Origin of the sequence: Aliarcobacter cibarius (assembly GCF_013372265.1) — a bacterium.
Classification (GTDB): domain Bacteria; phylum Campylobacterota; class Campylobacteria; order Campylobacterales; family Arcobacteraceae; genus Aliarcobacter; species Aliarcobacter cibarius.
Genome location: NZ_CP054051.1, coordinates 90067 through 116193, shown reverse-complemented (window position 1 = coordinate 116193; position 26127 = coordinate 90067). Strand labels below are relative to the sequence as shown.

The window sequence follows — 26127 nt, the reverse complement described above, 5'->3', positions numbered from 1 at the left end:
TAAACTCCCTTTAATAAGTAGATTGTACAATTTATACAGTCTACTTAATTCAATTTTTAGTACTTCTTTTACCAATATAGTTTTTAATTTATCTGATTATATTTTCAATAAAATTTTTTAGATAATAAGATTTATAAAATATGTATATTAGTAACAAAATATTCTCTTATATAATATTTAGTATTGGATTTAATTATAAATAATAAAAATATTATTTTTTATGTTACAATATTTCTCAAAAATATTTATCAGGGAGATTTATGAATTCTGTTGTAAAGAAAATATCTTTATTTCAAGGGCTAGCTGTAGCTATTATTTTAATATTAGCAATAATTTCAATAACTTTTGTTGTTAGAAATTCTATAGTATCAGATATTCAAGACGATTTTCAACAAAGAGTAAAAGATGTTAGATCAACTTTTGAAGTTTTGAATGAATCTATTGTTCAATCAGCTAAAAGTGCATCAAATGTATTGTCTTCAAAAATAAGTAATATAGAAATAGATTATAGTAAGACGATTGAAATTAATTCTGTTAGAACTCCAATATTAATTTCAAATGGAGAAATTATAAATAAAAACAATGATTTAGTAGATGAATTCACAAAAACAATTGGTGCAGTAGCAACAATATTTGTAAAACAAGATAATGATTTTTTTAGAATTGCAACTTCTTTACAAAAAGCTGATGGAAGTAGAGCAATGGGAACTTTTTTAACAAATAAAAGTCCAGCGTTTGATAAAGTTATGAATAAAGAAAAGTATATAGGCAGTGCTAAATTATTTGGTAAAAACTATATGACTGTATATGATCCTATTATAAAAAATGGTGAAGTTATTGGTATACTATTTATAGGTTATAATTTTGATTCTTTATACTCAATTTTAGAACAAAATTTAGGAAAAATTAAATTTGGAGAAAGTAGTTATTTATTTACACTTGATTCAAAAGAATCACAATTTACAATGCATCCAACACTGAAAAATAAAAAAATTGAAGATCTATCAGATATAAATAATCAAAATATTTTTAAAAATATTATTAATCAAAAAGAAGGTGTAATTATTTATGATTACAATGAAGAAAATAAAAAAAATAAAAAAATAACAGCATATACTTCATTTGATGATTGGAATTTAATAATAGCTACAAATGCAAATTTAGATGAATTATTACATTTAAATAGTATTTTAAAAAAATATTTAATTTTTGGTGGAATTGGTTTAATAATTATTCTACTAAGCATTAGTTACTTTATAATTATAAAAGTAGTTAATACTCCATTAGTTTCTATTAATAATGGTTTAAGTGATTTTTTTGATTATTTAAATAGAGAAAAAAATGAAGTTAATTTGATAAATATAAATTCCAAAGATGAATTTGGAAAAATGGCTAGAGTATTGAATCAAAATATAGAGAGAACAAAAAAAGGTATAGAAGAAGACAGAAAATTAATTGATGAAACAATTAATGTTTTAGGGGAGTTTGAACAAGGTGATCTTTGCCAAAGATTAAATATTTCTGTTTCAAATCCAGCATTGATGGAATTAAAAAACGTTGTAAACAATATGGCAAATAATATAGAGACAAATATTGATATTGTGTTAAATACTTTAGAAAAATATTCAAATCATAACTATCTAAATAAAATAGCAACTAATGGACTAAAAGAGCATCTTTTAAAATTAGCAAATGGCGTAAATTATTTAGGAGAATCTATTACGGCAATTTTAGTAGAGAACAAGTCAAATGGATTAACTTTAGAAGATAGCTCAAATGTCCTACTTGCAAATGTTGATAAACTAAATATTAGCTCAAATGAAGCAGCAGCAAGTCTTGAAGAGACAGCTGCAGCATTAGAAGAGATGACAAGTAATATAAGAAATAGTACAGAAAATATAGTAAAAATGGCAAGATATTCAAATGAAGTAACAAGTTCTTCAAAAGAAGGAGAAAATTTAGCTAATCAAACAACAATTGCAATGGATGAAATAAATAAACAAGTAAATGCAATTAATGAAGCTATTAGTGTAATTGATCAAATTGCTTTTCAAACAAATATTCTTTCACTAAATGCTGCAGTAGAAGCAGCAACAGCAGGAGAAGCTGGAAAAGGATTTGCAGTTGTTGCTCAAGAAGTAAGAAATTTAGCAGCAAGAAGTGCAGAAGCAGCAAAAGAGATAAAAACAATAGTTGAAAATGCAACAAGAAAAGCAGATGATGGTAAAGAGATAGCAAATAATATGATTAATGGATATGTTAAATTAAATGAAAATATAACAAATACAATTAATTTAATTAAAGATGTTGAGATGTCAAGTAAAGAACAACTTCTTGGAATTGAACAAATAAATGATGCAATAACAAGATTAGACCAACAAACACAACAGAATGCACAAATAGCATCGCAAACACAAGAAGTAGCTGTAATAACAGATGAGATAGCAAAATTAGTTGTAAGTAATGCAAATGCTAAAGAGTTTGTAGGGAAGAATGAAGTAGAAGCAAAGAAAGATTTTATATTAAATAGTAAAAAATTAACTAAAACATTAATAACAAAAGAAACAAAAACTAATAAGAAAATATCTACAGAAAAAATAAATGATAATGAGTGGGAAGCTTTTTAAGAAGCTTCCTATAAGTGTTAATATAAATTTATCAAACCAATAATAAATCAAAATCATGTATTGACAAAAATAGAAGAAGATAAATTGAAGTCTTTATTTTGCGAAACTAATTTTACTATTGATAATATTTTAAAAGGAATAAAAGAAAAAAATCAGAAAATTTCACATTAAGATAAAATTATTTTATTAACTTTATAAAATATTACTTTCATTGCATGGAAACTTTATGAATAAGAAACTTATTCTAAATTAATAAAAGTTTTTAATATTTAATAATCTTTAAGATAAAATTTTTTAAATTAAATATATTATAGGTAGATATGCATAATATTTCAGTTGAAACTTTTCTTTTTGCTACAATGCTTACTTTTTTGGCAGGATTTGCTACGTCTATTGGAGCTATTTTGGCTTTTTTCTCAAGAAAAGATAATTATTTTTTACTATCTATTGGTATGGGATTTTCAGCTGGAGTAATGATTTATGTTTCATTTATGGAAATTTTAGTTAAATCAAGAGAATCTTTTACTCAAATATATTCAAGTGAAATTACAGGTGAAATTTTAACAATTATCTGTTTTTTTTTAGGAATAATTCTAACTGCGTTCATAGATAAGATCATTCCTGAAGATATAAATCCTCATGAACCAAAAAGTAATAATCAACTCCAAGAATTAAAATCTGATACAAAATCCTCCCTTTTAAGAAATTCAAAATTAAGAAGAACAGGTATTTTTACGGCTATTGCAATAGCGATTCATAATTTTCCAGAAGGTTTTGCGACATTCGTTTCAGCTCTTGAAAATCCTACAATTGGTATTACAATAGCTTTTGCTATAGCAATACATAATATCCCAGAAGGAATGGCTGTATCTTTACCAATCTATCATGCAACAGGTGAAAAGAAAAAAGCTTTTTGGTATGCAACAATTTCAGGTCTTGCAGAGCCTTTAGGTGCAATTTTTGGTTTCTTATTTCTTCTTCCTTTTATGGGTGAATCTACTCTTGGAATTATTTTTGGAATTGTTGCTGGTATTATGGTTTATATATCTTTTGATGAGCTTTTACCGGCATCTAGAGTTTATGGAAATGCCCATACAACAATAGTTGGTATATCTTTGGGTATGTTTGTTATGGCTATAAGTTTGGTATTGTTTAAATTTGTATAAAAATTAAGCTTATTATTCTCTTTTTCCATAGGTTGATCTGGTTACACTAAATAGTCGTAAATAATTCTTAACTCTAAACTTTATGATAATAAGAAGATAAGTAGAAAACTACTTATCTTTTATGTTAGAATGTATATCTAGCACTTAACCAGAAATTTCTACCTGCTGTTTTATTATTATATTCATTATAATAATTCGTACTTCCTACTGTATCATCATAACTATATTCTAAATAATCTTTATCGAATAAATTGTTTACTCTCCCAGTTAAAGTAAAATCTTTTGTAAATTTGTATGAAGCACCCATATTCCATATTGAATAGTTTTTATAGAATAAATCTTTATTTTTACCATCTTTTTGATATCTCGTATTAAATCTATCTATTTCACCAGAATATTGTAAATATGTATTAAATTTAGATGTAGTTTGCCAATCTAATGTTGTACTATACATATGTTTTGGACTAGTACTTAATGGTTTTCCATCTTCTTTCCAATCATCTGATTTAACTTCAGAATCCATCCATGTCCAGTTTCCTTTTAAAGATAAGTTTTCTAAAATAAAATATTTTCCAGCTAGTTCAAGCCCTAAAATCTCTGCTCTTCCTACATTTTGTTTTTGACTATATGATGTGGCAATTCCATCATAATCACTTCCTGCCAATTGATTTTCGCTAACATTTACACTATCAATTTTATCTTTAAAATTATTTTGGAATAGTGTTACGTTAAAGTTATGTTTATCTGGATGATCATAATAAACTGCTACTTCTTTACTTACAGATTTTTCAGGTTTTAAATCAGGATTTCCAACCCAAGGATTTGTACCTTGTCCACCAAATCCAGTAATTCCTTCTTGTAAATCTGATGTTTTTGGAGTTTTATATCCTGTTGCAACTCCTCCTTTTACAGTCCAACTTTCATCTATAGCATATGTCAAATAAGCCCTAGGACTTACATTGTCACCAAAATTTTCGTGTTTATCATATCTAGCTCCCAATGTAAATGTAAGAGGATCAATAATATTCCAATTATCTTCTGCAAATAAAGCATATTGGTAATATTCTTTTTTATCATTAGTTTGCCCTTTATCCATACCAAACACACCATCTTTCATTTGAGCATCTAAATACTCTGTTCCAACAACTAAATAATGAGTATTTAAAGGAACTTCATATTTTGCACTATATGTTGTATTTGTTGATTCAAGTGTTCTAGCATCTCTTGGCATAAATGCAAGAAAGTCTGGATCTAACATAGCTTTAGATAATTTTGACCAATCTGCTGTATATCCAGGTAATTTATTGTTATTAGCTTTATTAGCTTTAATTTGTTTTCTTTCATCAGCAGTTAAAGGCATACTTCTTCCAATATTTTCACTTTCAACATGATGAACACCAATTGTACTTTTACCTACATTCCAATTCGCTTCCCAAAATAATGAATACTGTTCTCTTTGCATTCTTAATGTATCTGCATAACCAACTCTTTGATTTTTATAAATAGTTTCTAAACTATCTCCTGTTCCTAATGGGTAGCTTGTATCCCCTTGTGAATTTAAATATGGTTTATTATCAAACTTTTGCTTTGCTACATCAAAATCAGCTTTTATTGTATGATTTTCATTTGGAGTAAATGTTAATCCTGTTCCAAAAGTCCAATTTTCATTTTGAACATTTCCTTTTCCTCCACCAAAACTATCATTTGATTTACTTCTATCTACACCATTTTTATCATATACTTTTCCATATTGTGGATTTGATTTAGCCTGATCATAAAAACTTCCTCTAAGACTTAATCCTAATTTATCTTTAATAAGTGGTCCCATAATAGTGAAATCTGTATTATCATTATTTCCATAAGCATTATCAGTTTGAAATGTTTTACTATATCCAATAGCTCCAGTCCATTCATTTGAAATTTTTTTAGTTATTACATTTATAACTCCACCAATAGCGTCAGATCCATAAAGAGTACTCATTGGTCCTCTTATAACTTCAATTCTTTCTATCATTGATAGTGGTGGTATACTTGCAAGTTGTGCACCACCAAAATTATTTGGATAGATATCTCCATTATTGTTTTGTTTTTTGCCATCTATTAAAACTAATGTATAATCTGCACCCATTCCTCTAATACTAATTTGTCCATTATTAGTTTTATCTGTTGTTTCACCAATATCAACACCCTCAATATCCTTTACTGCATCTAATAAATTATTATATGGTTTCTTTTGTAAATCTTCTTGAGTTATTACAGAAATACTTGCAGGTGCATCTGTAATTTTTTGTTCATATCCTGAAGCAGATGTCACAACTTGTACATCATCAAGTTTTGTAGTTTCATTTGCTAAAATTAAATTTTGTGTCAAAATTAGTGTTGCAGCACTAACCCCCATTTTAATTCTCATTTTTCTCTTTCCTTTTTTATTTTAATTTCGAATAAAGTTTCTAAATAGTTTTTAGGAGAATACTATTTAATAATTATTATCAATATTGATAAATCGATAGAATAGTATTTAAAAAGAACTTAAATAAAAATTAAAATAATAATTATTATCATAAATAAAAATTATTACAATGAAGCTGATTGTATTATGGCAATGGAAGAAGCGATTAGTTTAAATATTTATAGCTTCTCTATTATCAAAGGAACAATTACACATCAAACCAAACCAAAAAATGAACAGTTAAATCTGTTTAATATCAAATTACCCCTAGCAAATATAAAAAGAGATTTAGGAGATTACAAATTATGAGAACTAAAAATACAACAAACTTACGGAATTCTGGACCAGTTAATTTAGAGAATGGTTCACTAAAAGCAAAATTATCCTATCAAGATTATCTGTATAAGTTATTGCAACAACAAATTGTTGATAGAGTCGATAGAAGTGTAAATGCTAGAATTAAAAAAGCAGGATTCAAATATATGGCAACTTTGGATGAGTTTGATTTTAGTTTCCAGCCACAAATAGATGAAAAATTAATAAGAGAATTAGCAACTCTAAGCTTTTTAGATAGTGCAACAAATATACTTTTAGTTGGAGCTCCAGGAGTTGGTGGGCAAACTCACCTTCTCTTGTTATAAAAAATGAAGATAAATTCTTAGATTATCATTTAAAAGCGGTCAAAGGAATTCTTATTGTAGATAGCAAAAGATGGTTAAATCACTTTGAAGAACTTGCACCAAATGAGGCTTTGATTTTACACAAAGTGTTAAGTACTTAGTCACTCCTGAAGAACACTACAAATACCTTAATTAAGGCATTTGTCACTACTTTTTTGCTATAATTTCGACCAATTATATATGAAATATGACTAAATTATTGGTCGAAATTTGGAGAAATAAGTGCAGAAAAATCTCTTTTATGGTTCATTAATGGATATGTTAGATTCAAAAGATCCTTTAGTTGTTTTAGCAGATACAATTAAGTGGTCGAAATTTGAAGATGAATTTGCACAATATTACTCTAAAGAGGGAAGACCAGCTAAACCAATTCGTTTAATGGTTGGATTACTATTACTAAAACAGTTAGAAAATCTTAGTGATGAAAATGTAGTTATTGCTTGGAAAAGAAATCCATACTTTCAATATTTCTGTGGATTTAGTGATTTCCAAACAGCATTACCATGTCATAGTACTGATTTAGTTTATTTTAGAAATAGAATAGGTAAAAAAGGATTTGAATTTATTTTTAAACATAGTATTGAAATTCATAGTAATGAAAATCTAAATGAATCACAAGTAATAGCTGATACAACTATTCAAGAGAGTAATTTAACCTACCCAACAGATGGTAAACTAGCAATTAAAATAATTAACCATTTGCATAAAATAGTAAAAGTTGAAAATATTAAACTAAGAAGAAGCTATATCAAAGAGATAAAACAACATAGAATAAATTTAAGATTCTTTAGACATCCAAAAAAGATTATAAAAGCAAAAGCTTCTATGAAAAGACTCAGAACAATTGCAAAAACAATTCTTAGAGATATTGATAGAAAATTTGGTGATAATCTTGAACTTCATAATAAATATGCTACTAAATTTTACTTGTACATAAGAGTACTTTTACAAGAGAAAAATACAAAGAATAAAATTTACTCTTTACATGAAATAGATGCATATGCAGTAAATAAAGGTAAAGACCATAAAGGTTATGAATATGGTACAAAAGCTTCTGTTGTAACAACTAAAAATTCAGGAATTATTGTTGGAGTTTCTGCACATAGAGAAAATGAACATGATAGTAAAACTCTAAAGTTAGCATTAGAAAATACAATTTCAAATTTAGGATCTAAAACTATAAATGAAGTTATTTGTGATAGAGGATATAGAGGAAGTAAACAAATAATAATCAATAATGAAACTGTTATTGATATCTCAATACCAAGTAATTTACAAAAGAAAGATACAACTAAACAAATTAATATCAAAAAAGAGAAATTTAGAAGAAGAGCAGCAATAGAACCTATTATTGGACACTTAAAATCTGATCATAGAATGCAAAGAAATTATCTTAAAGGATTTCTTGGCGACCAGATTAATCTTTTACTAGCAGCAACAGCATTTAATCTAAAAAAGTGGATGAATATCTACTTTTATGCATTTTTTACAGGAAATTTATCTTTATTAAAAGAAGCTTATCAACAATTGCAACACCAAAAAGAACTGATTATGTTCTTATTGCAACTAAAAATCACCATGAAATTTTCAAATTTGGATTATTAAAAAAAATTAAACTCCAAAAGTGTGTTTTTCAGGACTGACTACTTAGTTTTAAAAGCTTAAAAATATAAAAATCAAAAATGGTTTTTTAAATATTGAAAGATTTTCTAATTTCATATCCCTCGTAGTAGTAAGATTGCTCAATACCTTTAAAAATAACTTCTCTATCATCTATTTTATCAGTTAAATTTTCACTTAGTAGTGTTCTAATTTCTAAATCATTTATATGGCTTCTTTCCATTGCTTGAAGATATAACTCTTTAAGAACATTTTGCCAATCAACAACTTTTTTAAGCTCTTTTTTGAGTATCATATCTAGCCATATTCTCATAGTTCTACCATTACCTTCTAAAAATGGATGAGCAATATTCATTTCAACATATTTTTCAATAATCTCTTTAAAATTACTTTGTGGCATTTGCTCTATTTTTGGTAATATCTCTTTTAGATATAAACTATTTGCAAATCTAAATCCACCTTTTGATATATTTAGTTCTTTTAATTCACCAGCAAAATCATAAAGTCCATCAAAAAGATACTTATGTATTTGTTGTAAGCCTTTTAAAGTTCCAACTGCAATATTATCTATATCAGCACTTTCAAATAATTTATATGCTTTTCCTAAACTTTTTTTGTCTATATCTTTCATTATTAGCCCTAAATACAATTTTTTAAATATTAATATCGATTATAGCATTTTATGGTTTTATCATTAATTTTTTAAGTAATTTTATTTAAGTTCAATCCTGAATTTAGAGAATAAATAAAGGTGATAGTATCAGGGGAGTGATTAATTCCCCCTTTTATTAATATCTTAGTAGCACTTTGTGGCGAATACTAAGAGTATTAAAAGTAATACTATCAGTTTGTAATTCATTAGGGTTTTCCTTTCAATTAACACTCCCAACCCAACACTACCCACAAAAAAAAAGGTAAGGAAATAAATCCTTACCTTTTCAGTGTCATCTAGTAGGTAATCACTCCTACAAAAACAACCCTATGAATTACATGGGATAATTATATAAAATTTTCAAATTAATGTCAAATAAAAGTCATTTATTCATGATACAATTACATACTTAAAGATTTTTCAATTCAGACTGTACGGATGTTCACCGGCTATCTGTACGAATAAATCGGCTGGAGCAAAATAAAAAATTTGATAGTGATGAGTATAAATTACTAGTAGTTGCAAATAAATTTTTAACAGGCTTTGACCAACCAAAACTATGTGCTATGTATGTAGATAAGAAACTTCAAGGTGTTTTAGCTGTTCAAGCACTATCAAGACTAAATAGAGCTGCACCAAAATATGGTAAAAAAACAGAAGATCTGTTTGTATTAGATTTTTTTAATAAAACAGAAGATATTAAAGCTTCGTTTGATCCATTTTATACATCAACGACGCTAAGTGAAGCAACAGATATAAATGTACTTCATGAGTTAAAAGATAATTTAGATGATTTAGGTGTTTATGAATCAAGTGAAGTTGATGAATTTTTTGAAAAATATTTTAAAGGAGCAGATGCTTCAAAACTTTCACCAATAATTGATAAAGCAGCTCAAAGATTTAATATTGAATTAAAACTTGAAGATGAAGAAAAAGCAGATTATAAAATTAAAGCTAAACAATTTGTAAAAATATATGGACAAATGTCTTCTATTATGCCTTATGAAATAGTTGCATGGGAAAAACTATTTTGGTTTTTAAAGTTTTTAATACCAAAAATGATTATAAAAGATAAAGATCAAGATAAACTAGATGAACTATTAAATAGTGTAGATTTATCAACTTATGGATTAGAAAGAGTTAAATTAGGAATTAGTATTCCTCTTGATGAAAGTGAAACACAACTTGATCCACAAAATCCAAATCCAAGAGGAGCTCATGGGGATATTGAAAAAGATTTATTAGATAGTATTATTGATGCATTTAATGAAAAATGGTTTCATGGATGGGAAGCAACACCAGAAGAACAAAGAGTTAAGTTTATAAATCTAATTGATAAAGTAAAAACTCATGATGATTTTAAATCAAAATATCAAGAGAACCAAGATAGTCATACAAGAAGATTAGCTTTAGAAAAAATAGTTGCAGAAGTTATGAATAAGGAGAGAAAAAAAGAACTCGACCTTTATAAACTGTTTGCTGGAGATGAAGCATTTAGAGTAGGGATGCTTGATAGTTTTGAGAGAGCATTGAGTAGTGTATCTATATAATTAAATATAGTTTTTAAGAAAAATATCAATTTAAAGAACATCTTAAACATAAGATTTAGATATTAACTTGGCAGCTTAGGAAATTGGAATGAAAAATTTAGAAAAGTAATGATCAAAAAACTGAACCCAAGGCATCATCATCGATGAACGAAGAGAGGCAGTACCTATTCAGGGTGAACCAAGGGCTTATTGGTGATATTTTATCAAAAAGTTTGTAAAAGAAATAATATGTGGATAATTATTTTAAAATATATAGGTGCAACCTAATAAAAAAATTTTAAAAATAAAATTTAAATGATACCATCAGTAATTGTAAACCAATTTATTTATATAAAGGCGCCATTATTTGAAATTAAAAAATATAATTTTGATCCGATAAAAAGGCTTCTATATATAAAATTTTATCTTTTTGTGAATGTTAAATAGTTGGAAAAATCCACTTTAATATTCTGTGTTAAACCACTTTCAATAGTTAGTTTAAATATTCTCAATATACTTATTTTAAAGCAGCTAACAGTAATAAGTTATTTCGTCTATACAATGTTTAATAAATAATTATAAAAGACTTATATTTTTATAATATAAAACCTTTATTAAACTCAATTCCATAGTATAAGAATTAAATCAAAACTATAAAATCTTTTTTATTAATACACTATTATAGATATAATAGTGTATAATATGAAAAAATATTTGGTTTTTAGGGGGTTTTTGTGAAAAATGAAACTTTTGCTTTAGAAATAGAACGATTTTTCGGGCATTTTGTAAATGAGTTAAAACTTACTAATAAATCAAAATATACAATCATCTCTTACAACACTACAATAAAAAGTTTTATTGCATTTATTATGCAGTATGAAAAATCTATTTCATTTGAAAATTTAAAGAAAATAGACATTATGAATTTTTTAGAGTATAAAAATCAAATGTTAGAAAAACATAGTGAATTAGAGATGAGTAGTAAAAAATTATATATTACTCATTTAAAAACATTTTTTACATTTATAAATGAAAATCTAGATATTGATATAAAACTATCTACTATATTTAAAATAAATATTAAACTTCAAAAAAGAACTCCAAAAGGAGTTGAGAAAGATGATGTAAAAATATTAGAAAATTATTTAGCTAATTTAAATTTTAATAGCTTTATAGATATTAGATCATCTTTGATATTAAAAATATTACTATATACTGGAGCAAGAAGAGGAGAGTTAGAAGTTTTACAAACTGTTAATTTCATTGAAGATGAAGAGTTATATGTTATACATACAATTGGTAAAGGTGATAAAGAAAGAACTCTATATATCCCTAAAGTTTATATTCAAAAAGAATTATTGTATTACATTAATAATGGTATAAACTATATAGCTTCCACAAAATCAGGTAAAGTAATGGATGGTTCTCAAATATATAGATTTTTAAATAATATCTATAAAAAAATAGGTATTAAATATTCAGGCGCTCACATACTAAGACATACTTTTGCAAAATTAATGCTTGCAAAAGATGTAAATATAGTAACAGTAAAAGAACTCTTAGGACATGCAAGTATACAAACAACAATGATATATACAAATCCAAATCAAAAAGAGGTTCAAAAAGCTTATTTGAATGCTATAAAGTATTAGGAATAAACTAATAAACTTAAACCCTTAAAATTAAATATAAATTAGAAAGAAATATAAATGGATCCAAAAAAAAGAATAAATGTAAAAGCAGGACTAAAAGTAAATATAGTTCTTAAAGCTGATCAAAGAACTAATAAATTAACTCAAGGAATAGTAAAAGATATTTTAACAAACTCACCATCTCATCCACATGGAATAAAAGTAAGATTACAAGATGGACAAGTAGGGCGAGTGCAAGAGATCTTATAGCTCATCTGTAACATATTCATAAAGTAAATCATCATTTTAAATTATTTTTATACCTTGAAAATTGTTCAGAATTTTATCAAAATAATTTTTTTAAAAAGTTTTTCTTCAGAAACGGGTGATGAAAATCTATAATGAGAAAATAAATATTTTTAATTTTCACAAAGAACTATGTTGATTAATATGATAATTTTATTTTACTCTAATAGCTTACTTATAATTGATTATTTAATATTAATTATGCTTATTAGAATTATTAATAAGCATTAAAAATTATCTGATAACTTCATTAAAATTAGTTATTATAATTGATACTTTTGATTATTTTATAAAATAGATAAAATTATATTATCGTTTCTTATCTAGCTATTTTAACGTCAAATATGATAAATATCTAATTTTTGACTTATTCAAGCCTAATATATAATTTATAATATTTATCAATAAATATTGATTATTATATATTTATTGCTTTTTTGATACAATGCCTGAGTTGAATGTATAAAAATTACTAAAAAAGGCAAAAATGTATAAGTTGATATGTTTGAAATGTGGGAATGTTAAGATAGTTGAAAAAAAAGATGATTATTCAAAGATTGTTAATAACTTAAAAATCTTGCCTTTTTGTGAAAAGTGTAATGGAAAAACTATGAAAAAACCTCTTTCAATTTTAGATAAATTTTTTAACTTTATTAAATAAATTTTATATTCAATAAAAATTATTTTTTATTAAAATCTATTGTATAATAAGCTATAAAAAATTATTAGGTAAATATGGATAGATACGAATATAAAAATCAGCTTGAAACTCTACAGAAATTATCACATATTGGTCTTTGGGAATATGATTTAAAAACTAATGTTTTATCTTGGACAGATGAAGTATATAATATATTTGAGTTAGATAAAAATATTTTTACTCCGACTTATGAGAATTTTTTAAAAATTATTCATCCAGATGATAAAAAAGTTGTCGAAGATGCATATTTAAAATCTATCAAAAATCAAACAGTATATAAACAAATACATAGATTGTTAATGAATGATGGAAGAGTAAAATGGGTAAAAGATGAGTGTGTAACACAGTTTGATGAAAAAGGAGTTGCTCTTTATTCAAAAGGTGCTGTACAAGATATAACCGAGTTAACATTAGCAAAACTAAAAGCAGAAAATGAACATGATAAATTAAAAGCTGTTTTTGATAATGCACCAGATTTATTATGGATAAAAGATCCTAAAGGGGTTTATATCTCTTGTAATAAAAGATTTGAAGAGTTATATGGAGCAAAAGAAAAAGATATAGTAAATAAAACAGATTATGATTTTGTAGATAAGGAGCTTGGAGACTTTTTTATAAATCGTGATAAACTAGCAATGAACTCAAATATACCTCTTTCAAATTTTGAAGAACTAACATTTGCTGATGGGCATAAAGAATATACACAGACTATTAAATCAAAAATTGTTGACTCAAAAGGTGAAATTATAGGAGTTTTAGGAATTGGTAGAGATATTACGGAACTAAAAGTAAAAGAACTTCAGTTAATTGAACAACAAAAAGAGTTGCAATCTATCTACGGTACAACAAAAGATGGTTTAGCAATAGTAGATATGGAAACAAACTTTATAAAAGTAAATAAAGCATTTTGTGATATTACAGGACTTAGCGAAGAGGAACTTTTAAAAACATCTTCTATTGCTTTAATTGGTGATGAAAATAAAGAAGAGCTTGTAAAATCTAATATTAATGAAATTATTTTAAAAGACTCTGTAGATAATTTTGAAAGGGTGTATGTTGCAAAAAATAGAAGGATAAATATTACTTTATCAGCTACATTAATGCCTGACAAAAACCATATTCTTTTAAGTATGAAAGATGTTACTAAAAATAAATTATTTGAAGAACAAAGTAAATTAGCTGCTATGGGTGAAATGATAGGAAATATTGCTCATCAATGGAGACAACCACTAAGCGTTATTACAACAGTATCTAGTAATGTTAAATTTCATAAAGAATATGATGAATTAAAAAATTATGATGTAACTTCAGATATGAATACGATAATGCAACAAGCAGATTATTTATCTAAAACAATAGATGATTTTAGAAATTTTATAAAAAATTCAAAAGAAATAAATCTTATAAGCATAAAATCTGTTGTTGAAAAAACTCTTTCTTTATTACATGCTGCAATGGTTAATAATGGTATTAATGTAATTTCAAACCTAAATGATGATTTAGAAATTGAAGCTAATGAAAATGAATTAATACAATCTTTTATAAACATAATCAATAACGCTAAAGATGCTGAAAATGAAAATGTAAAAAATAGCGATGATAAATTAATATTTGTTGAAACATTAAAAGAAGATTCAAATCTAATTGTTTTAATAAAAGATAATGGTGGAGGAATTCCAAATACAATAATGAATAGAATATTTGAACCATACTTTACAACAAAGCATCAAAGTGTAGGAACAGGAATAGGGCTTTCTATGACATATAAAATGTTAGTTGAAAGACAACATGCTTTGATTAATGTTTATAATGAAGAGTATGTTTATGATAATAAGAATTATAAAGGTGCTTGTTTTAAAATAACTTTTACACCTTGAGGAGTATTAGAAATTCCATGTCAATCTTATAAAATAATATCAAGGATTGACAATGAATGGAAGAGAGAATAAACTTTGACTTCAATGAAGTTTTAAAACAATTTAGAAATGATAAAAATCTTATAGGTAAAGATGGAGACTTTTAGCTCCACTTATTAAACAACTTACAGAAGCTGCTTTTTAGAAGCAGAAGTAGAATCACATATTACTGATGATGTTTTAAATGGTAGGCTATATTTACATAAAGGTACAAAATACGCCATGGTTCTTAAATATCGCTTAATCAAATGTAATTTAACTTTTAAAATAAATCTGACTTTCTAAATGATTCTTTTTACTAACAATTTTGATTATACTTCAACTTAAAAAAAAATTAACATTTAACTCTTAATATAAAAATCCTTTCTCACAAATGGTAGTTTTTAAAATATTTAAGCGAATAAAAATTATATTACATTTGATATATTTTATATTATTAGATATAATCATAATAGATTAAAACAATTTAAAGGATATATAATGATAACGTATGGTGTTACAGATATTCAGAATAAACCATCATTAATAAAAGCTATAGATATAGCTAAAATAATAGACAGAAGAGCTCACATAACTTTAGGATATTTTATCTCTTCAAAATATGATAGTTATATTAAGCCAATAATTGAAAAAATTGATAGAGAAGAAAAACTAGCAAAATTAAACAAACTAAAACAACATCAAGATTTAGAATTTGCAGAACTTGGAGTTGATGATGGAATTAAATAGAGGAGATATTGTAATTGTAAACCTTTATCCAAAAAAAGGTGATGAAGTTGGAAAAATTAGACCAGCTGTGATTATTTCAGGAAATGATGAAAATTCTATTTTAGATACAGTTATATTATTACCTTTTTCAACTGATTTATTAGATGATATGTTCCCATATAGATTACGAATAGAAAAAAGAGATAATCTAAAAGAAAATTCTGATATTTTAATCAATCAAATAAGAACTCTATCAAAAACAAGAATCAAAGAAAAAATTGCAAAACTTTCAAATGAAGAATATGATTTAGTAATACAAGCTCTTTGTAAAAATTTTCAATAGGATGTTTAATGCTTATAGGATATATAATAATAGCAGTAATCAATATATTCAGATACAATTACATCAATAAAACTTTTAGAATAAAAATGAATTAGTAGCAATCTTTCTTCGATTACTTCTTTAACGATTATTATATATAATTTAAAAGGTTGATAAATGGGAATGATAGAAGATTACTTAATAAAGAAGTACAATACTAATATGCTAATGAAAGAGTATGCAATGCATGAGCTACAGATTGACAAATTACCTAAAATTTTTGATAACCAAAGGTTTATTTCTACTACGGAAATAGAAAAATTAATGAATGCTGAATATATAGAAGAAGATTAAATCTTATTATTTAAAATCAAAACTTAATAATAAAGATTAGTTTTAATCCAGTTACTTTTTATATAATCATAAGAAATTATCAAGAGAAATAAAAAAATTAGAGTAAATTATTCAATTTCATAGAGGTTACACTAAAAAATAGTTAAGTTCAATGTATGAAAGTTTAGTAAATATTTATTTAATCATATAAAATAAGCAATAATTTATAAATTAATTAAAAAAAGCTTGCTTTTATATTTTTATTCAGTTAGAATTCATATATTAAAGATGATTTAGGGTTTTCGACTACATCTTTCGTTTGCTTTTATTAATAACTACAAAAATTGATACGAACTTACTTAATACAAATTAAAACTCATTTAACCTTTATATATTACTTTTAAAGTAAAAATTAATTTAAGGAAATGCTATGGCAGATCAAAATATTGGAACAGTAAAATGGTTCAACTCAGAAAAAGGTTTTGGATTTATCCAAATAGAAAATGGAAATGATGAATTCTTCATTCACCACAGTGAAATTCAAAGTTCAGGATATGGAAGAGTATCTTTAGATGAAGGTCAAAGAGTATCTTTCGAAATTGGAAGAAATGAAAAAGGTCCTCAAGCAAAAAACGTTAGAGCAATATAACTTTTTTAAAAATCAGAATTTTTCCAAACTATTTAGTTTGGAAAAATTGCATTCATCTAAAAACTAGTATAACTACAACAAACAATAATCAAAAAATATAAAATATTTAAAAATCAAAAAAATTATAAAAGAGAAAAATGTCAATAACAAAAATAAATTTATCAATAAAACAATCAGTTTTATTAAGACTTATAAAAAATGGAGAATCTTTAGAAGATGCTTCTTCAAAAGCTGGATTATGTATTAATCTTTCAAAATATTATTTAAAACCAAAAAATCCATTTGCAATGTATTAAATAATAGGAAAGTAAAATAACCACAAGATGTTATTCTATCAATATCTTATTATGACATAGAAAATAACTATGTCAAAATTACTAAAAGCTGAGAAGAAATATTTATTTATATTTCTGTAAAAAATATTAATTTTAATATAAAACTTCCAGCTTTTATAGGCTAGAGAGAATCTATTTTCCTCTAAATTCTTTTGTATTTACAGATATTACAATATTATTTGCTAAAACTGATGTTTGTGATGATATGTCATTTGTTTGATTTGCTATATTTGCATTAACTTGTGTTTGCTTATCTAAACTATTTATTGCATCACTTATTTGCTCCATAGCAACTTTTTGTTCATTTGCACCACTTGAAACATCTTTTATAAGATTAATTGTATTACTTATATTTTGACTTATATTGTGATAACCATCTATCATAGTAGCAGCTATTTTTTTACCCTCATTAGCTTTTAAAGTTGCATTAGAAACTAAATTTTTAATATCATGAGCAGCTTCAGCACTTCTACTTGCCAGATTTCGTACCTCTTGAGCAACAACAGCAAATCCTTTTCCAGCTTCTCCAGCTGTTGCTGCTTCAACTGCTGCATTTAGTGAAAGTATATTTGTTTGGAATGCTATTTGATCAATAATACTTATTGCATCATTAATTAAATTCACTTGAGTATTAATTTCTTCCATTGAGCTTACAGTTTGTTCAGCTAATTTTTCTCCATCAATTACAGATTCATTTAGTTCATTGGCATTTTTAGCCATCATTGAAACATTATGTGTACTTTGAATTATGTTACTTGTTATTTCTTCAACAGCTGCAGCTGTTTCTTCTAATCTTGCTGCAGCTTCATTTGAAGCTTTGTTTAGTTGATTTACATTTTTTGATAATTGCACAGATCCATTTTGAAGAATAATAGCATTATCTTTATTTTCTACTAACATAGATGTAATTGCTTCACCTAAATGATTTATTCCATCTACTAACTCTTTTAGTTCACCATAAATATTTTGACTATTTATAATATTTGTATAATTATAGTTTGAATATTCACTCAAAACTTTTAAGATATCTTTATTAATTTTTTGTTGAGTATTTAGCATTCTATTAATTGTTTTTGCTAGAGTTTGAACTTGTGGATTAGCTGCTTTTGAATTTACTCTACAAGAGTAATAACCTTTTTCAAATTTATCTAATGTAATAGTTGCTTCACCAACACACAGTAAATCTTTTTCTAAATCACCATTTATTCTATCGATATTAAGATTAATCATTGTAGCAAGTTTTCCTAATTCTCCCCTTGCATCAAAGTCTATATATTCTAACTCATTAATTTCTCTATTTAAATATTTCATGAATTGTTCAATTCCAGTATATATTTTACTTATAGCTTTACTAATATTAGAATTAAAAAAGATTACTAAATTAACTATAATAATAATTAAAAAAATACTAACTAAAACTAAAAAATACATGAAATTAGTTTGATTAGATGAATATGCTTCAATACTTTCAATCATATCTGTAGAAATATGATCTTCAATTTGTCTTAAAATATTAATTTTTTCTGTCATTTTACTAAACCAAATAGTAGGATCTGTTTCAAAATTAACATCCCTGTTTTCACCATAAGATAATAAATTTTTACTCATATCTTTTACTTCATTTATTACTGGTTGATTAATTTTTTCTTTATAAAAAATTTTATTTTTTTCACTAACATATTTTAAAAATCCCTCAATAAACATTTGTTGTTCATATACTAAACCAGTATATTTTTCATACATTCCTGATGAAAATTTTTTAGCTGCAAAAGTATTTGAACCAATAGCTCTTTCAATTCCTGTTCGCTCTTTTGCCATTAGAAAATTATAATATGCTATAAGTGCTCTTGTATCTTCTTCCCTTTCAACTTTAGTAGTAGTAAGTGCTATAAAATCTAAAAGCATTGAATTTATATTTGTATAAAAATTAAAAACTTTACTAGTTTCAATTTTTAAATCATTAACATCCCTTCTAATTTTTTGAAGATTTGTTATCTCTTTTAAAACATTAGTAATTAAGATTTCTGAATTTTTTGGATAAGAAGTAGTATTTAGGTTTTCAATCGTTTTAGTAAATTCTTTTAAATTTTCATCTGTAAGCTTTCTTTGTGTTTCTAAAGATTCTTTGAATTTTATATCATTACTTACAATAAAACTAGCACTCAATCCTCTTTCTTTTTGTGTTTCATGCAACAAAGAAGATATTTTAATATTTAGATTTGTTAACTCTTTCATATCTTTTAATTGAGATACTTTTTGATAAATATTAATATTAATATAAAAAGATAAAATAACTACGAATACCAAAGGTAATATGCTTATTAATCTTATTTTATTTTTAATTGACATTGTTTTTAAAAATTGTATTATTCCCATAAGTTCTCTTTCTATCTCATATTTTTATAAATATTTTCATATTTTTCTATTTCACTTCTTGAAGCTGCTCTTCTACAAGAAAGATATCCTTTTGAACCATCACATGAATTAAAGGGAAAAACTGTTGCAAAAACCCAATAATAATCCCCTGATTTTGTATTATTTTTTACAAATCCTTTCCAGGGTTTACCACTTTTAACTGTTTTCCATAAATCTTCAAATGCAGCTTTTGGCATATCAGGACTTCTAACTATATTATGTGGTTTTCCAATTAATTCTTCTAAACTAAAACCAGAAATTTCACAAAACTCATCATTTGCGTATCTTATAAATCCTTTTTCATCTGTCTCAGATAACAAAAAAGATTCAAGGCTTAACATAATCTCTTTTTTCCCCAACTTAAACTTCCTGTATAATTTTTTGGGATTTTAGTCAAATAAGATAAATAAATATTTGATTTTGATCAATAGTTAATCATTAATTAACAAAATGGGGCATAATTAGGGTAATCAAGCACTAAAAAAATTGTTGTTAAAGTGCTAAACTGGGCAGTTAAATTTTAAAAAAGTTTAATTCAAGAAAGATTAAAGACTGAACTTAGAGCTTAAAAATAGTTGTATTAAAGTTATAAGGTTCATTAATAAAATACTATTACTCCACCGAATAAATACTTAATATAAATTTAGCTATAATTCTGTATGGAAATAGAAAAAATAGATGCAAGAAAATTAAGTACAGATGCTCAAAAAGAAAAAAGAATCTTAGCAATGAGGTTGCGTGACAAGGGAATGAAAAATTCTGAAGTTGCTCAAATAGTAGGAGTTAATCCTGGTACAGTATCAATCTGGAGAAGTAGATATTTAAAAGATGGGAAAAGAGGGATTGAAATTGGTCAAAGAGGTAGAAAAATTGGTGATAAAAAAAGATTAACTAGCGATGGTGGTGTGATGAGACAGCTTGTCAAAATCTAGCAAATAATCTTAAAGGATATGCTCCTATTGGTACATATAATAAACCAGTATTAGAACATACTGCAAAAAAATTTAAGATAAATATGATTAGTGCAATAACAAATACAGGCAAATCTATGTTTAGTCTATATGATGAATCTATAAAGATTGATAGTTTTATAGAATTTTGTAAAAAAGTTATCGATTCAAATAGTGGTAAAAAAGTATTTTTAATTGTAGATAACCTAAGAGTTCATCATGCAAAGATAGTAAAAGCATGGGAAGAAGAGAATAAAGATAAAATAAAACTATTTTATCTTCCAGCTTATTCACCTGATTATAATCCAGATGAATATCTAAATCAAGATTATAAACAAAGTGCTAATAAATATGAATTGCCAACAACACAAAAAGAACTAAGAAATAATACTGAAAAATATATGCTGTCAATTCAAAATAATCCACAAAAAGTAGCTAACTTTTTTAAACATCCAAAGGTTCAGTATGCTGGTTGATTTTTGGGTATTTAGTTAGGGGAGTAATAATTGAAAAAGTTTTTGTCTGCTTTATTATAAATTTTCACTCCAACACTCAATCAAACTATCTAAAAAAATCTTCTGCTTTGGATATTTTTTCATAAACTCTAGTATTTCATTTTTTGTTAATCTTATTGCTTCAATGCACTCATCTATTATAGTTTCATACTCAACATTTGTAAGATTACAACTAAGCTTTGCAAAGTTTTTATAAGTTTTTTCTTTCCACCAAAGTTTTCCATCACTAAGTCTTAAAGCTGGAATATCATTTTTAATATAAACTTTTGTAGTTATAACATCATAAATTGGAGCTAAAAATGAATTATTAAAATCATTTTTATATAAAATCCCATAATTTTTTAAATGAGCATCACCATTTTTAAGAAAATGATTCATAACTAAAGATTTAAAAAATATTTTTAGAGACTCTTTTTTATATTGGGGGCTTATTATATCTTTTATAACTCTAGCACACTCTTCATAGCTTCCATCATATTTATTTTCAACTCCTCTTGCAGTTAATACACACATATCCTCAAATCCAAGATATGTTCCATCTTCTAAAATATCAAATCTTTTCATAACAAACATTTTAAAATCATCACTTATATAAAACTCTGGAGTTGGAAGTTTTGCATAAGAGCAAGCTTTCATACAAAAATATTCATTTAAAGCTAAATTTGGGTAATTATTTTCCCATGATTTAACTATATAATTTTCAAATTTTATTGTTGTTTTATCAAAAGCTTTTAAAAGTAACTTTGGCTGAACACCTGAAATTCCAGATTTTATAGCAAATTTAAGAAGAAGTTCATCAAATAAATTTTGTTTTGAAGAGTTTAAAATATCATCTAAATTTAGATTATCTTGTACATCTTTAATCTCTTCAAATTTAACACGACCTAGCATATATGGACCAATTAGTTTTAACATATTTATATCAGTCATAGTCTCTATTTTTGAGAAGTGATTTTTAATAGTCTCTTTTAAAGCACCTTCTGGCATATTCATTTGAAATATTGGATGAAGTTTTTTACTATTCCAGCTAGCACTTCTTATTGGCATTGTAAGGCTTACAATATCTTTTGCATCATCTTTATAATTAAAAATATATGTATCATTTTCAAAATTTAAAGCCCCTGTAATATTTTTATTTACAAAAACTTTCAAACCATTTTTAGAGTTATTTTGCATGTTCTAGCTCCTCTTGTAACTCTTCAAGAGTTTTTGGTCTTCCTTTTGGTCTAAGGGCAAATTCAACTCCAAGTAAATCCAAAATATTTTCAACTTTTTTAATTCCAACTTCATCTATAAAGCCATTTTCTATTTTTGAGATTGTTCTTTTTGTGATACCTGAATATTTTTCTAAATCATCTTGAGACCAGTTTTTCTCTTTTCGTAAACTTTTTATCTCTTTTCCCAAATCAAATAGAGTCATTTTTTGCTCCTAAAATAAGAAATATATTTCATATATTATTAGTTTTATACTTAAATATGAATTATGCTTCATTTATATTTTAATGCTTATATAATCTCCCACAAAATAGATTTAGAAAGTTTATGTGTAGTAATCTCTTTGTCAAATTCAAAATTTTTTAGGTAATTTCTTTTTATTCTTCTATCTTTTGAATTTACAATTTTCTTATAAATCTTTTTTCTAGAATTATTAGGACATCTTGATTGTTTGAGTTTATATTCTTCCAAAAAATCAACTGATAGTTCTTTTTTAAATTTTATTGGATTTAAATATTTAATAGTTTTAACTATTTGATCAAACTTATCTTTTTGAATATGTTGAAGTGAGTGTTGATTTAGATGAAACTGATTATGCAATTATTGAAGATGATTCAAATGTAATTTCAGCTCAAAATTGTTTAAAGCTACTTGGAGTTATCGATGAAAAAAACTAATGATTTTATAAAATTTATAAAAAGGTGGTTGATTTCACACTACGATGAATTTAACTGTAAACCCTATTTAGTAAGAGATCTAAAATCTCATGGAAATTACAAATTAAAATTTTGTTCAATTCCTAATATTGCAATTGATATTAGTGCAGATGCAGATTATAAATTTGATCTGTATATTGTATTAACATATGAAAATCAATTTTACTTTTCAAATCCTCTAGATTTAACAACTGTTATAAAAAAAGATAAAAAGGGATTTTTTTGTAATTTATATATAGAAAAATTATATTTTAAAACCAAAGAAGAAATTTGGAAAAATCATCTAGAAGAGCTTATAATTTGGGCTAATGAAAATCTAAACCCTAAAAATGAAATAGTTTTAACATTTTATGATGGCTCATATGATATTGAGATTTTAGCAAAAAATTCAAAAAATAATAGAGAAAATAGCAGATGTTTTCCACTATTTTCAAGTTAAATTAAAATCTTTGAATTCAAGAGATTATAGATCATCTAAACTTACTCTTATAGCTTTTTCCCTATTTTCGAAGTGCATTATAATTTAGTTTTAAAATTACTCTTTATATCTAACTTTGAATTTCAGATAGTTATTTAAAATAGAATTGATATTATTTCTTCCAATAGGATTTGCACTATGAATATTAAAAGAGAAATTATCTGGAAATTTATAGATATTTTCAATATCCATATCAACTAGCCATTTAGCAAAATCATAACCACTTTTTAAAATTTCTCCAGTATCCTCACAACCTAAATCATGATCAAAAGAAATATAAGATGGAATACCATTTTTTTGCACAAACATAACAGCTTCTTCATAACTTCTAGCAATCACATCATAGCTATCTTTTGGTTCTCTTATATCATCTAAATACATTTTCATTTTATGTTTCCTCATAAATTTTAATCTTACTATTATTTTAACTGTGTAAAAAGACATTTATTTGTCTATTATATGATAGTTTATCACTCCAGCTCACAGGCAAATTATCAAAAAAAGTTTATTCATTTGGATTGTTCTTTGTTCTTTTGATAAATATTATATCTACTTACATCTTCTTAATTTTTTATTACTTCACCAATAAATAATCTGAATTATAGTATAATTTTATATGGAAAAAATAGATGCAAGAAAATTATCACCCAGAGAGTTGTCTGAAAAGAGAAGAATAGCTATAAAACTTAGAGAAAAAGGAATAGCAAATAAAGAGGTAGCAGAGATTGTTGGGATATCAGCTCAAACAATTTCATCATATTATTCTCAATATAAAAAAGATGGTTCAAATATTTTTAAAGTAAAAAATGCGGGAAGACCAAAAAATGTTGGTAAAAAACTATCAGATGAACAGGAAGCTTTCATAATAAAGAAGCTAATAGATACAACACCACAACAGTTAAAATTTAAATTTGCACTTTGGACGAGAGAGGCAGTGCAGACACTTATTAAATACGAGATAGATATTGATATGCCAATATCAACAGTTGGATATTATTTGGCTAAATGGAAATTTACTTCAAAAAAGCCAATCAAACGAGCATATGAACGAAAAGATAAAGCAACAAAGGCTTGGTTAGAAGAGGAATATCCAAAAATAAAAAAAGAAGCTAAAAAAGATAATGCAGATATATGGTGGTGTGATGAGACAGCTTGTCAAAATTTAGCAAATAATCTTAAAGGGTATGCACCAATAGGAACACATAATAAACCCATATTAGAACATTCTGCTAAAAGATTTAAAATAAATATGATTTCTGCTATTACAAATACTGGTAAATCTATGTTTAGCCTATATGATGAATCTATAAAGATTGATAGCTTTATAGAATTTTGTAAAAAAGTTATTGACTCAAATAATGGTAAAAAAGTATTTTTAATTGTAGATAACCTAAGAGTTCATCATGCAAAGCTTGTAAAAGTTTGGGAAGAAGAAAACAAAGATAAAATAAAACTATTTTATCTTCCAGCTTATTCACCTGATTATAATCCAGATGAATATCTAAATCAAGATTATAAACAAAGTGCAAATAAATATGAGTTACCAACAAGTCCTGTGTTTGCACTCTCTGTGAGAAAAACAACTGCGTACTAACACAGAAAAATATATGTTATCACTTCAGCAAAATCCTCAAAAAGTTGCTAACTTTTTCAAGCATCCAAAGGTGCAATATGCTAGTTGACTTTTCAGATTATTTGCTAGGGGAGTAATAAATGAGTTTTTTTGATGTACAAAAGTTCAAATATTTTTGGAAACTGTATTCGAGTGTTTCCGATTTTTGTAATTAGTTTAATTTTTAAACAATCTATTATTAGTTTTTAAATATATTCATATTGAATAAAAATATTTATGCTTGGAGTTAGAAATTGAGTAAACTAAAAATAATACTATTAGTTGCCGTTGTACTTTGTTTAGTTTTATTAAGTTTATTTTTAGTTAAATATAATGAAGATGCTTGTGATACTTATAATATAAAATATAATCATGATAAAGATGGAGAAGATTTTCTAAAATCATTTAAAAAGTGTTTTTAATTACATTTATTAAAATCACTAAACTTCCACAATTTTTTCATACTTCAAAAATAGTTTAATTTTTTTAAATAAATAATAACGCTCCCTCATTTAACAAATGTTTCAATTAATATTAAATATTTAAATTTATTAGACTACAGTAAGTGTGAGACTTAGATTTAAAGTTTCAATTTAGACCTCA

27 protein-coding genes and 1 pseudogene are annotated in these 26127 nt (G+C 25.3%); 21 read left to right on the top strand and 7 right to left on the bottom strand.

The genetic code is table 11. The annotated features are described in order from the left end of the window. Positions 1–260 precede the first annotated feature (260 nt). Both ACBT_RS00535 and zupT read left to right on the top strand, forming a co-directional pair. Complete coding sequence (locus tag ACBT_RS00535) at positions 261–2627, top strand: methyl-accepting chemotaxis protein (RefSeq protein WP_024774793.1); 2367 nt, start codon at positions 261–263, stop codon at positions 2625–2627. Positions 2628–2947: 320 nt separating this feature from the next. Then, positions 2948–3793, top strand: a complete 846-nt coding sequence (zupT, locus tag ACBT_RS00530) for a zinc transporter ZupT (RefSeq protein ID WP_024774794.1) — start codon at positions 2948–2950, stop codon at positions 3791–3793. A 124-nt stretch (positions 3794–3917) separates the two neighbouring features. Here the strand turns inward: zupT and ACBT_RS00525 are convergent, their stop codons facing one another. Beyond that, positions 3918–6203, bottom strand: coding sequence for a TonB-dependent receptor domain-containing protein (locus ACBT_RS00525; protein WP_024774795.1), 2286 nt, complete (start codon positions 6201–6203; stop codon positions 3918–3920). Positions 6204–6389: 186 nt separating this feature from the next. On the opposite strand from ACBT_RS00525, the gene ACBT_RS00520 reads away from it, so the two are divergent. The 3 genes from ACBT_RS00520 to ACBT_RS00510 all read left to right on the top strand — a co-directional run bounded on the left by ACBT_RS00520 (position 6390) and on the right by ACBT_RS00510 (position 8527). Continuing rightward, positions 6390–6551, top strand: coding sequence for a hypothetical protein (locus ACBT_RS00520; protein WP_157833400.1), 162 nt, complete (start codon positions 6390–6392; stop codon positions 6549–6551). Further along, the gene (locus ACBT_RS00515) at positions 6548–6883 is read left to right on the top strand and encodes an ATP-binding protein (protein ID WP_024774796.1); all 336 of its coding nucleotides are present in this window, start codon (positions 6548–6550) and stop codon (positions 6881–6883) included. The genes ACBT_RS00520 and ACBT_RS00515 overlap by 4 nt, the downstream gene beginning before the upstream one ends. A gap of 261 nt (positions 6884–7144) precedes the next feature. Then, a complete protein-coding gene (locus tag ACBT_RS00510) occupies positions 7145–8527 on the top strand; it encodes an IS5 family transposase (protein ID WP_034218578.1) in 1383 nt (460 codons plus the stop codon). An 85-nt stretch (positions 8528–8612) separates the two neighbouring features. Here ACBT_RS00510 and fic read toward each other — a convergent pair whose 3' ends face one another. Further along, a complete protein-coding gene (gene fic, locus ACBT_RS00505; RefSeq protein ID WP_024776251.1) occupies positions 8613–9173 on the bottom strand; it encodes a protein adenylyltransferase Fic in 561 nt (186 codons plus the stop codon). Positions 9174–9655: 482 nt separating this feature from the next. Here fic and ACBT_RS00500 point away from each other — a divergent pair, with 482 nt between their 5' ends. From ACBT_RS00500 to ACBT_RS00455, 11 genes and pseudogenes are all read left to right on the top strand, one after another. Then, positions 9656–10744, top strand: coding sequence for a type I restriction enzyme subunit R domain-containing protein (locus ACBT_RS00500; RefSeq protein ID WP_407647540.1), 1089 nt, complete (start codon positions 9656–9658; stop codon positions 10742–10744). Between the two features lie 713 nt (positions 10745–11457). After that, complete coding sequence (locus ACBT_RS00495) at positions 11458–12375, top strand: tyrosine-type recombinase/integrase (RefSeq protein WP_024776253.1); 918 nt, start codon at positions 11458–11460, stop codon at positions 12373–12375. A 57-nt stretch (positions 12376–12432) separates the two neighbouring features. Then, on the top strand, positions 12433–12624 hold the full coding sequence (locus ACBT_RS00490) for a YwbE family protein (RefSeq protein WP_024776254.1): 192 nt from the start codon (positions 12433–12435) through the stop codon (positions 12622–12624). Between the two features lie 523 nt (positions 12625–13147). After that, positions 13148–13321, top strand: coding sequence for a hypothetical protein (locus tag ACBT_RS00485; RefSeq protein ID WP_157833411.1), 174 nt, complete (start codon positions 13148–13150; stop codon positions 13319–13321). 74 nt (positions 13322–13395) lie between these two features. Continuing rightward, on the top strand, positions 13396–15237 hold the full coding sequence (locus ACBT_RS00480) for a PAS domain-containing sensor histidine kinase (protein ID WP_176325296.1): 1842 nt from the start codon (positions 13396–13398) through the stop codon (positions 15235–15237). 56 nt (positions 15238–15293) lie between these two features. Further along, positions 15294–15468 (top strand): annotated as a pseudogene (locus ACBT_RS11895) (IS256 family transposase); the annotation flags it as partial. A 288-nt stretch (positions 15469–15756) separates the two neighbouring features. Next, positions 15757–16005, top strand: coding sequence for a hypothetical protein (locus ACBT_RS00475; RefSeq protein ID WP_024776256.1), 249 nt, complete (start codon positions 15757–15759; stop codon positions 16003–16005). Further along, positions 15992–16327, top strand: a complete 336-nt coding sequence (locus ACBT_RS00470; RefSeq protein ID WP_024776257.1) for a type II toxin-antitoxin system PemK/MazF family toxin — start codon at positions 15992–15994, stop codon at positions 16325–16327. The genes ACBT_RS00475 and ACBT_RS00470 overlap by 14 nt, the downstream gene beginning before the upstream one ends. Before the next feature lie 156 nt (positions 16328–16483). Continuing rightward, on the top strand, positions 16484–16660 hold the full coding sequence (locus ACBT_RS00465; protein WP_157833412.1) for a hypothetical protein: 177 nt from the start codon (positions 16484–16486) through the stop codon (positions 16658–16660). A 409-nt stretch (positions 16661–17069) separates the two neighbouring features. Continuing rightward, a complete protein-coding gene (locus ACBT_RS00460; RefSeq protein WP_024776258.1) occupies positions 17070–17288 on the top strand; it encodes a cold-shock protein in 219 nt (72 codons plus the stop codon). 137 nt (positions 17289–17425) lie between these two features. After that, the gene (locus tag ACBT_RS00455) at positions 17426–17584 is read left to right on the top strand and encodes a hypothetical protein (RefSeq protein WP_169729054.1); all 159 of its coding nucleotides are present in this window, start codon (positions 17426–17428) and stop codon (positions 17582–17584) included. Positions 17585–17755: 171 nt separating this feature from the next. Here the strand turns inward: ACBT_RS00455 and ACBT_RS00450 are convergent, their stop codons facing one another. Together ACBT_RS00450 and ACBT_RS00445 are read right to left on the bottom strand one after the other, a co-directional pair. Continuing rightward, on the bottom strand, positions 17756–19999 hold the full coding sequence (locus ACBT_RS00450; RefSeq protein WP_024776259.1) for a methyl-accepting chemotaxis protein: 2244 nt from the start codon (positions 19997–19999) through the stop codon (positions 17756–17758). 11 nt (positions 20000–20010) lie between these two features. Beyond that, a complete protein-coding gene (locus tag ACBT_RS00445) occupies positions 20011–20379 on the bottom strand; it encodes a PAS domain-containing protein (protein WP_051429976.1) in 369 nt (122 codons plus the stop codon). A gap of 318 nt (positions 20380–20697) precedes the next feature. On the opposite strand from ACBT_RS00445, the gene ACBT_RS00440 reads away from it, so the two are divergent. Then, on the top strand, positions 20698–20970 hold the full coding sequence (locus ACBT_RS00440; protein ID WP_024776261.1) for a helix-turn-helix domain-containing protein: 273 nt from the start codon (positions 20698–20700) through the stop codon (positions 20968–20970). Positions 20971–20996: 26 nt separating this feature from the next. Then, a complete protein-coding gene (locus ACBT_RS00435; RefSeq protein WP_228130329.1) occupies positions 20997–21464 on the top strand; it encodes a transposase in 468 nt (155 codons plus the stop codon). A 54-nt stretch (positions 21465–21518) separates the two neighbouring features. Here ACBT_RS00435 and ACBT_RS00430 read toward each other — a convergent pair whose 3' ends face one another. Both ACBT_RS00430 and ACBT_RS00425 read right to left on the bottom strand, forming a co-directional pair. Further along, positions 21519–22679 carry a type II toxin-antitoxin system HipA family toxin gene (locus ACBT_RS00430; RefSeq protein ID WP_024775337.1) on the bottom strand — a complete coding sequence of 387 codons (1161 nt, stop codon included), beginning with the start codon at positions 22677–22679 and terminating at the stop codon, positions 21519–21521. Further along, positions 22669–22923, bottom strand: a complete 255-nt coding sequence (locus tag ACBT_RS00425; RefSeq protein WP_024775336.1) for a helix-turn-helix domain-containing protein — start codon at positions 22921–22923, stop codon at positions 22669–22671. The genes ACBT_RS00430 and ACBT_RS00425 overlap by 11 nt, the downstream gene beginning before the upstream one ends. A 458-nt stretch (positions 22924–23381) precedes the next feature. On the opposite strand from ACBT_RS00425, the gene ACBT_RS00420 reads away from it, so the two are divergent. Further along, the gene (locus tag ACBT_RS00420; protein WP_024775334.1) at positions 23382–23873 is read left to right on the top strand and encodes a hypothetical protein; all 492 of its coding nucleotides are present in this window, start codon (positions 23382–23384) and stop codon (positions 23871–23873) included. A gap of 96 nt (positions 23874–23969) precedes the next feature. Here ACBT_RS00420 and ACBT_RS00415 read toward each other — a convergent pair whose 3' ends face one another. Further along, positions 23970–24299, bottom strand: coding sequence for a cyclic-phosphate processing receiver domain-containing protein (locus tag ACBT_RS00415; protein ID WP_024775333.1), 330 nt, complete (start codon positions 24297–24299; stop codon positions 23970–23972). Between the two features lie 229 nt (positions 24300–24528). Between ACBT_RS00415 and ACBT_RS00410 the strand changes: the two genes are divergently transcribed. Continuing rightward, on the top strand, positions 24529–25506 hold the full coding sequence (locus ACBT_RS00410; RefSeq protein ID WP_051429955.1) for an IS630 family transposase: 978 nt from the start codon (positions 24529–24531) through the stop codon (positions 25504–25506). A gap of 272 nt (positions 25507–25778) precedes the next feature. Next, positions 25779–25946, top strand: coding sequence for a hypothetical protein (locus ACBT_RS00405; RefSeq protein WP_157833403.1), 168 nt, complete (start codon positions 25779–25781; stop codon positions 25944–25946). Positions 25947–26127 lie beyond the last annotated feature (181 nt).

Excerpts from the sequence above, each read along its gene's own strand:
- ACBT_RS00525 (WP_024774795.1), bottom strand. The coding sequence starts at position 6,203 with ATGAGAATTAAAATGGGGGTTAGTGCTGCAACACTAATTTTGACACAA.
- ACBT_RS00430 (WP_024775337.1), bottom strand. The coding sequence starts at position 22,679 with ATGCAAAATAACTCTAAAAATGGTTTGAAAGTTTTTGTAAATAAAAAT.
- ACBT_RS00440 (WP_024776261.1), top strand. The coding sequence starts at position 20,698 with ATGGAAATAGAAAAAATAGATGCAAGAAAATTAAGTACAGATGCTCAA.
- ACBT_RS00460 (WP_024776258.1), top strand. The coding sequence starts at position 17,070 with ATGGCAGATCAAAATATTGGAACAGTAAAATGGTTCAACTCAGAAAAA.
- ACBT_RS00480 (WP_176325296.1), top strand. The coding sequence starts at position 13,396 with ATGGATAGATACGAATATAAAAATCAGCTTGAAACTCTACAGAAATTA.
- ACBT_RS00535 (WP_024774793.1), top strand. The coding sequence starts at position 261 with ATGAATTCTGTTGTAAAGAAAATATCTTTATTTCAAGGGCTAGCTGTA.
- ACBT_RS00410 (WP_051429955.1), top strand. The coding sequence starts at position 24,529 with ATGGAAAAAATAGATGCAAGAAAATTATCACCCAGAGAGTTGTCTGAA.
- ACBT_RS00420 (WP_024775334.1), top strand. The coding sequence starts at position 23,382 with ATGAAAAAAACTAATGATTTTATAAAATTTATAAAAAGGTGGTTGATT.
- ACBT_RS00425 (WP_024775336.1), bottom strand. The coding sequence starts at position 22,923 with ATGACTCTATTTGATTTGGGAAAAGAGATAAAAAGTTTACGAAAAGAG.
- ACBT_RS00415 (WP_024775333.1), bottom strand. The coding sequence starts at position 24,299 with ATGAAAATGTATTTAGATGATATAAGAGAACCAAAAGATAGCTATGAT.
- ACBT_RS00445 (WP_051429976.1), bottom strand. The coding sequence starts at position 20,379 with ATGTTAAGCCTTGAATCTTTTTTGTTATCTGAGACAGATGAAAAAGGA.
- ACBT_RS00475 (WP_024776256.1), top strand. The coding sequence starts at position 15,757 with ATGATAACGTATGGTGTTACAGATATTCAGAATAAACCATCATTAATA.
- ACBT_RS00450 (WP_024776259.1), bottom strand. The coding sequence starts at position 19,999 with ATGGGAATAATACAATTTTTAAAAACAATGTCAATTAAAAATAAAATA.
- ACBT_RS00490 (WP_024776254.1), top strand. The coding sequence starts at position 12,433 with ATGGATCCAAAAAAAAGAATAAATGTAAAAGCAGGACTAAAAGTAAAT.
- zupT (WP_024774794.1), top strand. The coding sequence starts at position 2,948 with ATGCATAATATTTCAGTTGAAACTTTTCTTTTTGCTACAATGCTTACT.
- ACBT_RS00515 (WP_024774796.1), top strand. The coding sequence starts at position 6,548 with ATGAGAACTAAAAATACAACAAACTTACGGAATTCTGGACCAGTTAAT.
- ACBT_RS00465 (WP_157833412.1), top strand. The coding sequence starts at position 16,484 with ATGGGAATGATAGAAGATTACTTAATAAAGAAGTACAATACTAATATG.
- ACBT_RS00470 (WP_024776257.1), top strand. The coding sequence starts at position 15,992 with ATGGAATTAAATAGAGGAGATATTGTAATTGTAAACCTTTATCCAAAA.
- ACBT_RS00485 (WP_157833411.1), top strand. The coding sequence starts at position 13,148 with ATGTATAAGTTGATATGTTTGAAATGTGGGAATGTTAAGATAGTTGAA.
- ACBT_RS00520 (WP_157833400.1), top strand. The coding sequence starts at position 6,390 with ATGGCAATGGAAGAAGCGATTAGTTTAAATATTTATAGCTTCTCTATT.
- ACBT_RS00455 (WP_169729054.1), top strand. The coding sequence starts at position 17,426 with ATGTCAATAACAAAAATAAATTTATCAATAAAACAATCAGTTTTATTA.
- fic (WP_024776251.1), bottom strand. The coding sequence starts at position 9,173 with ATGAAAGATATAGACAAAAAAAGTTTAGGAAAAGCATATAAATTATTT.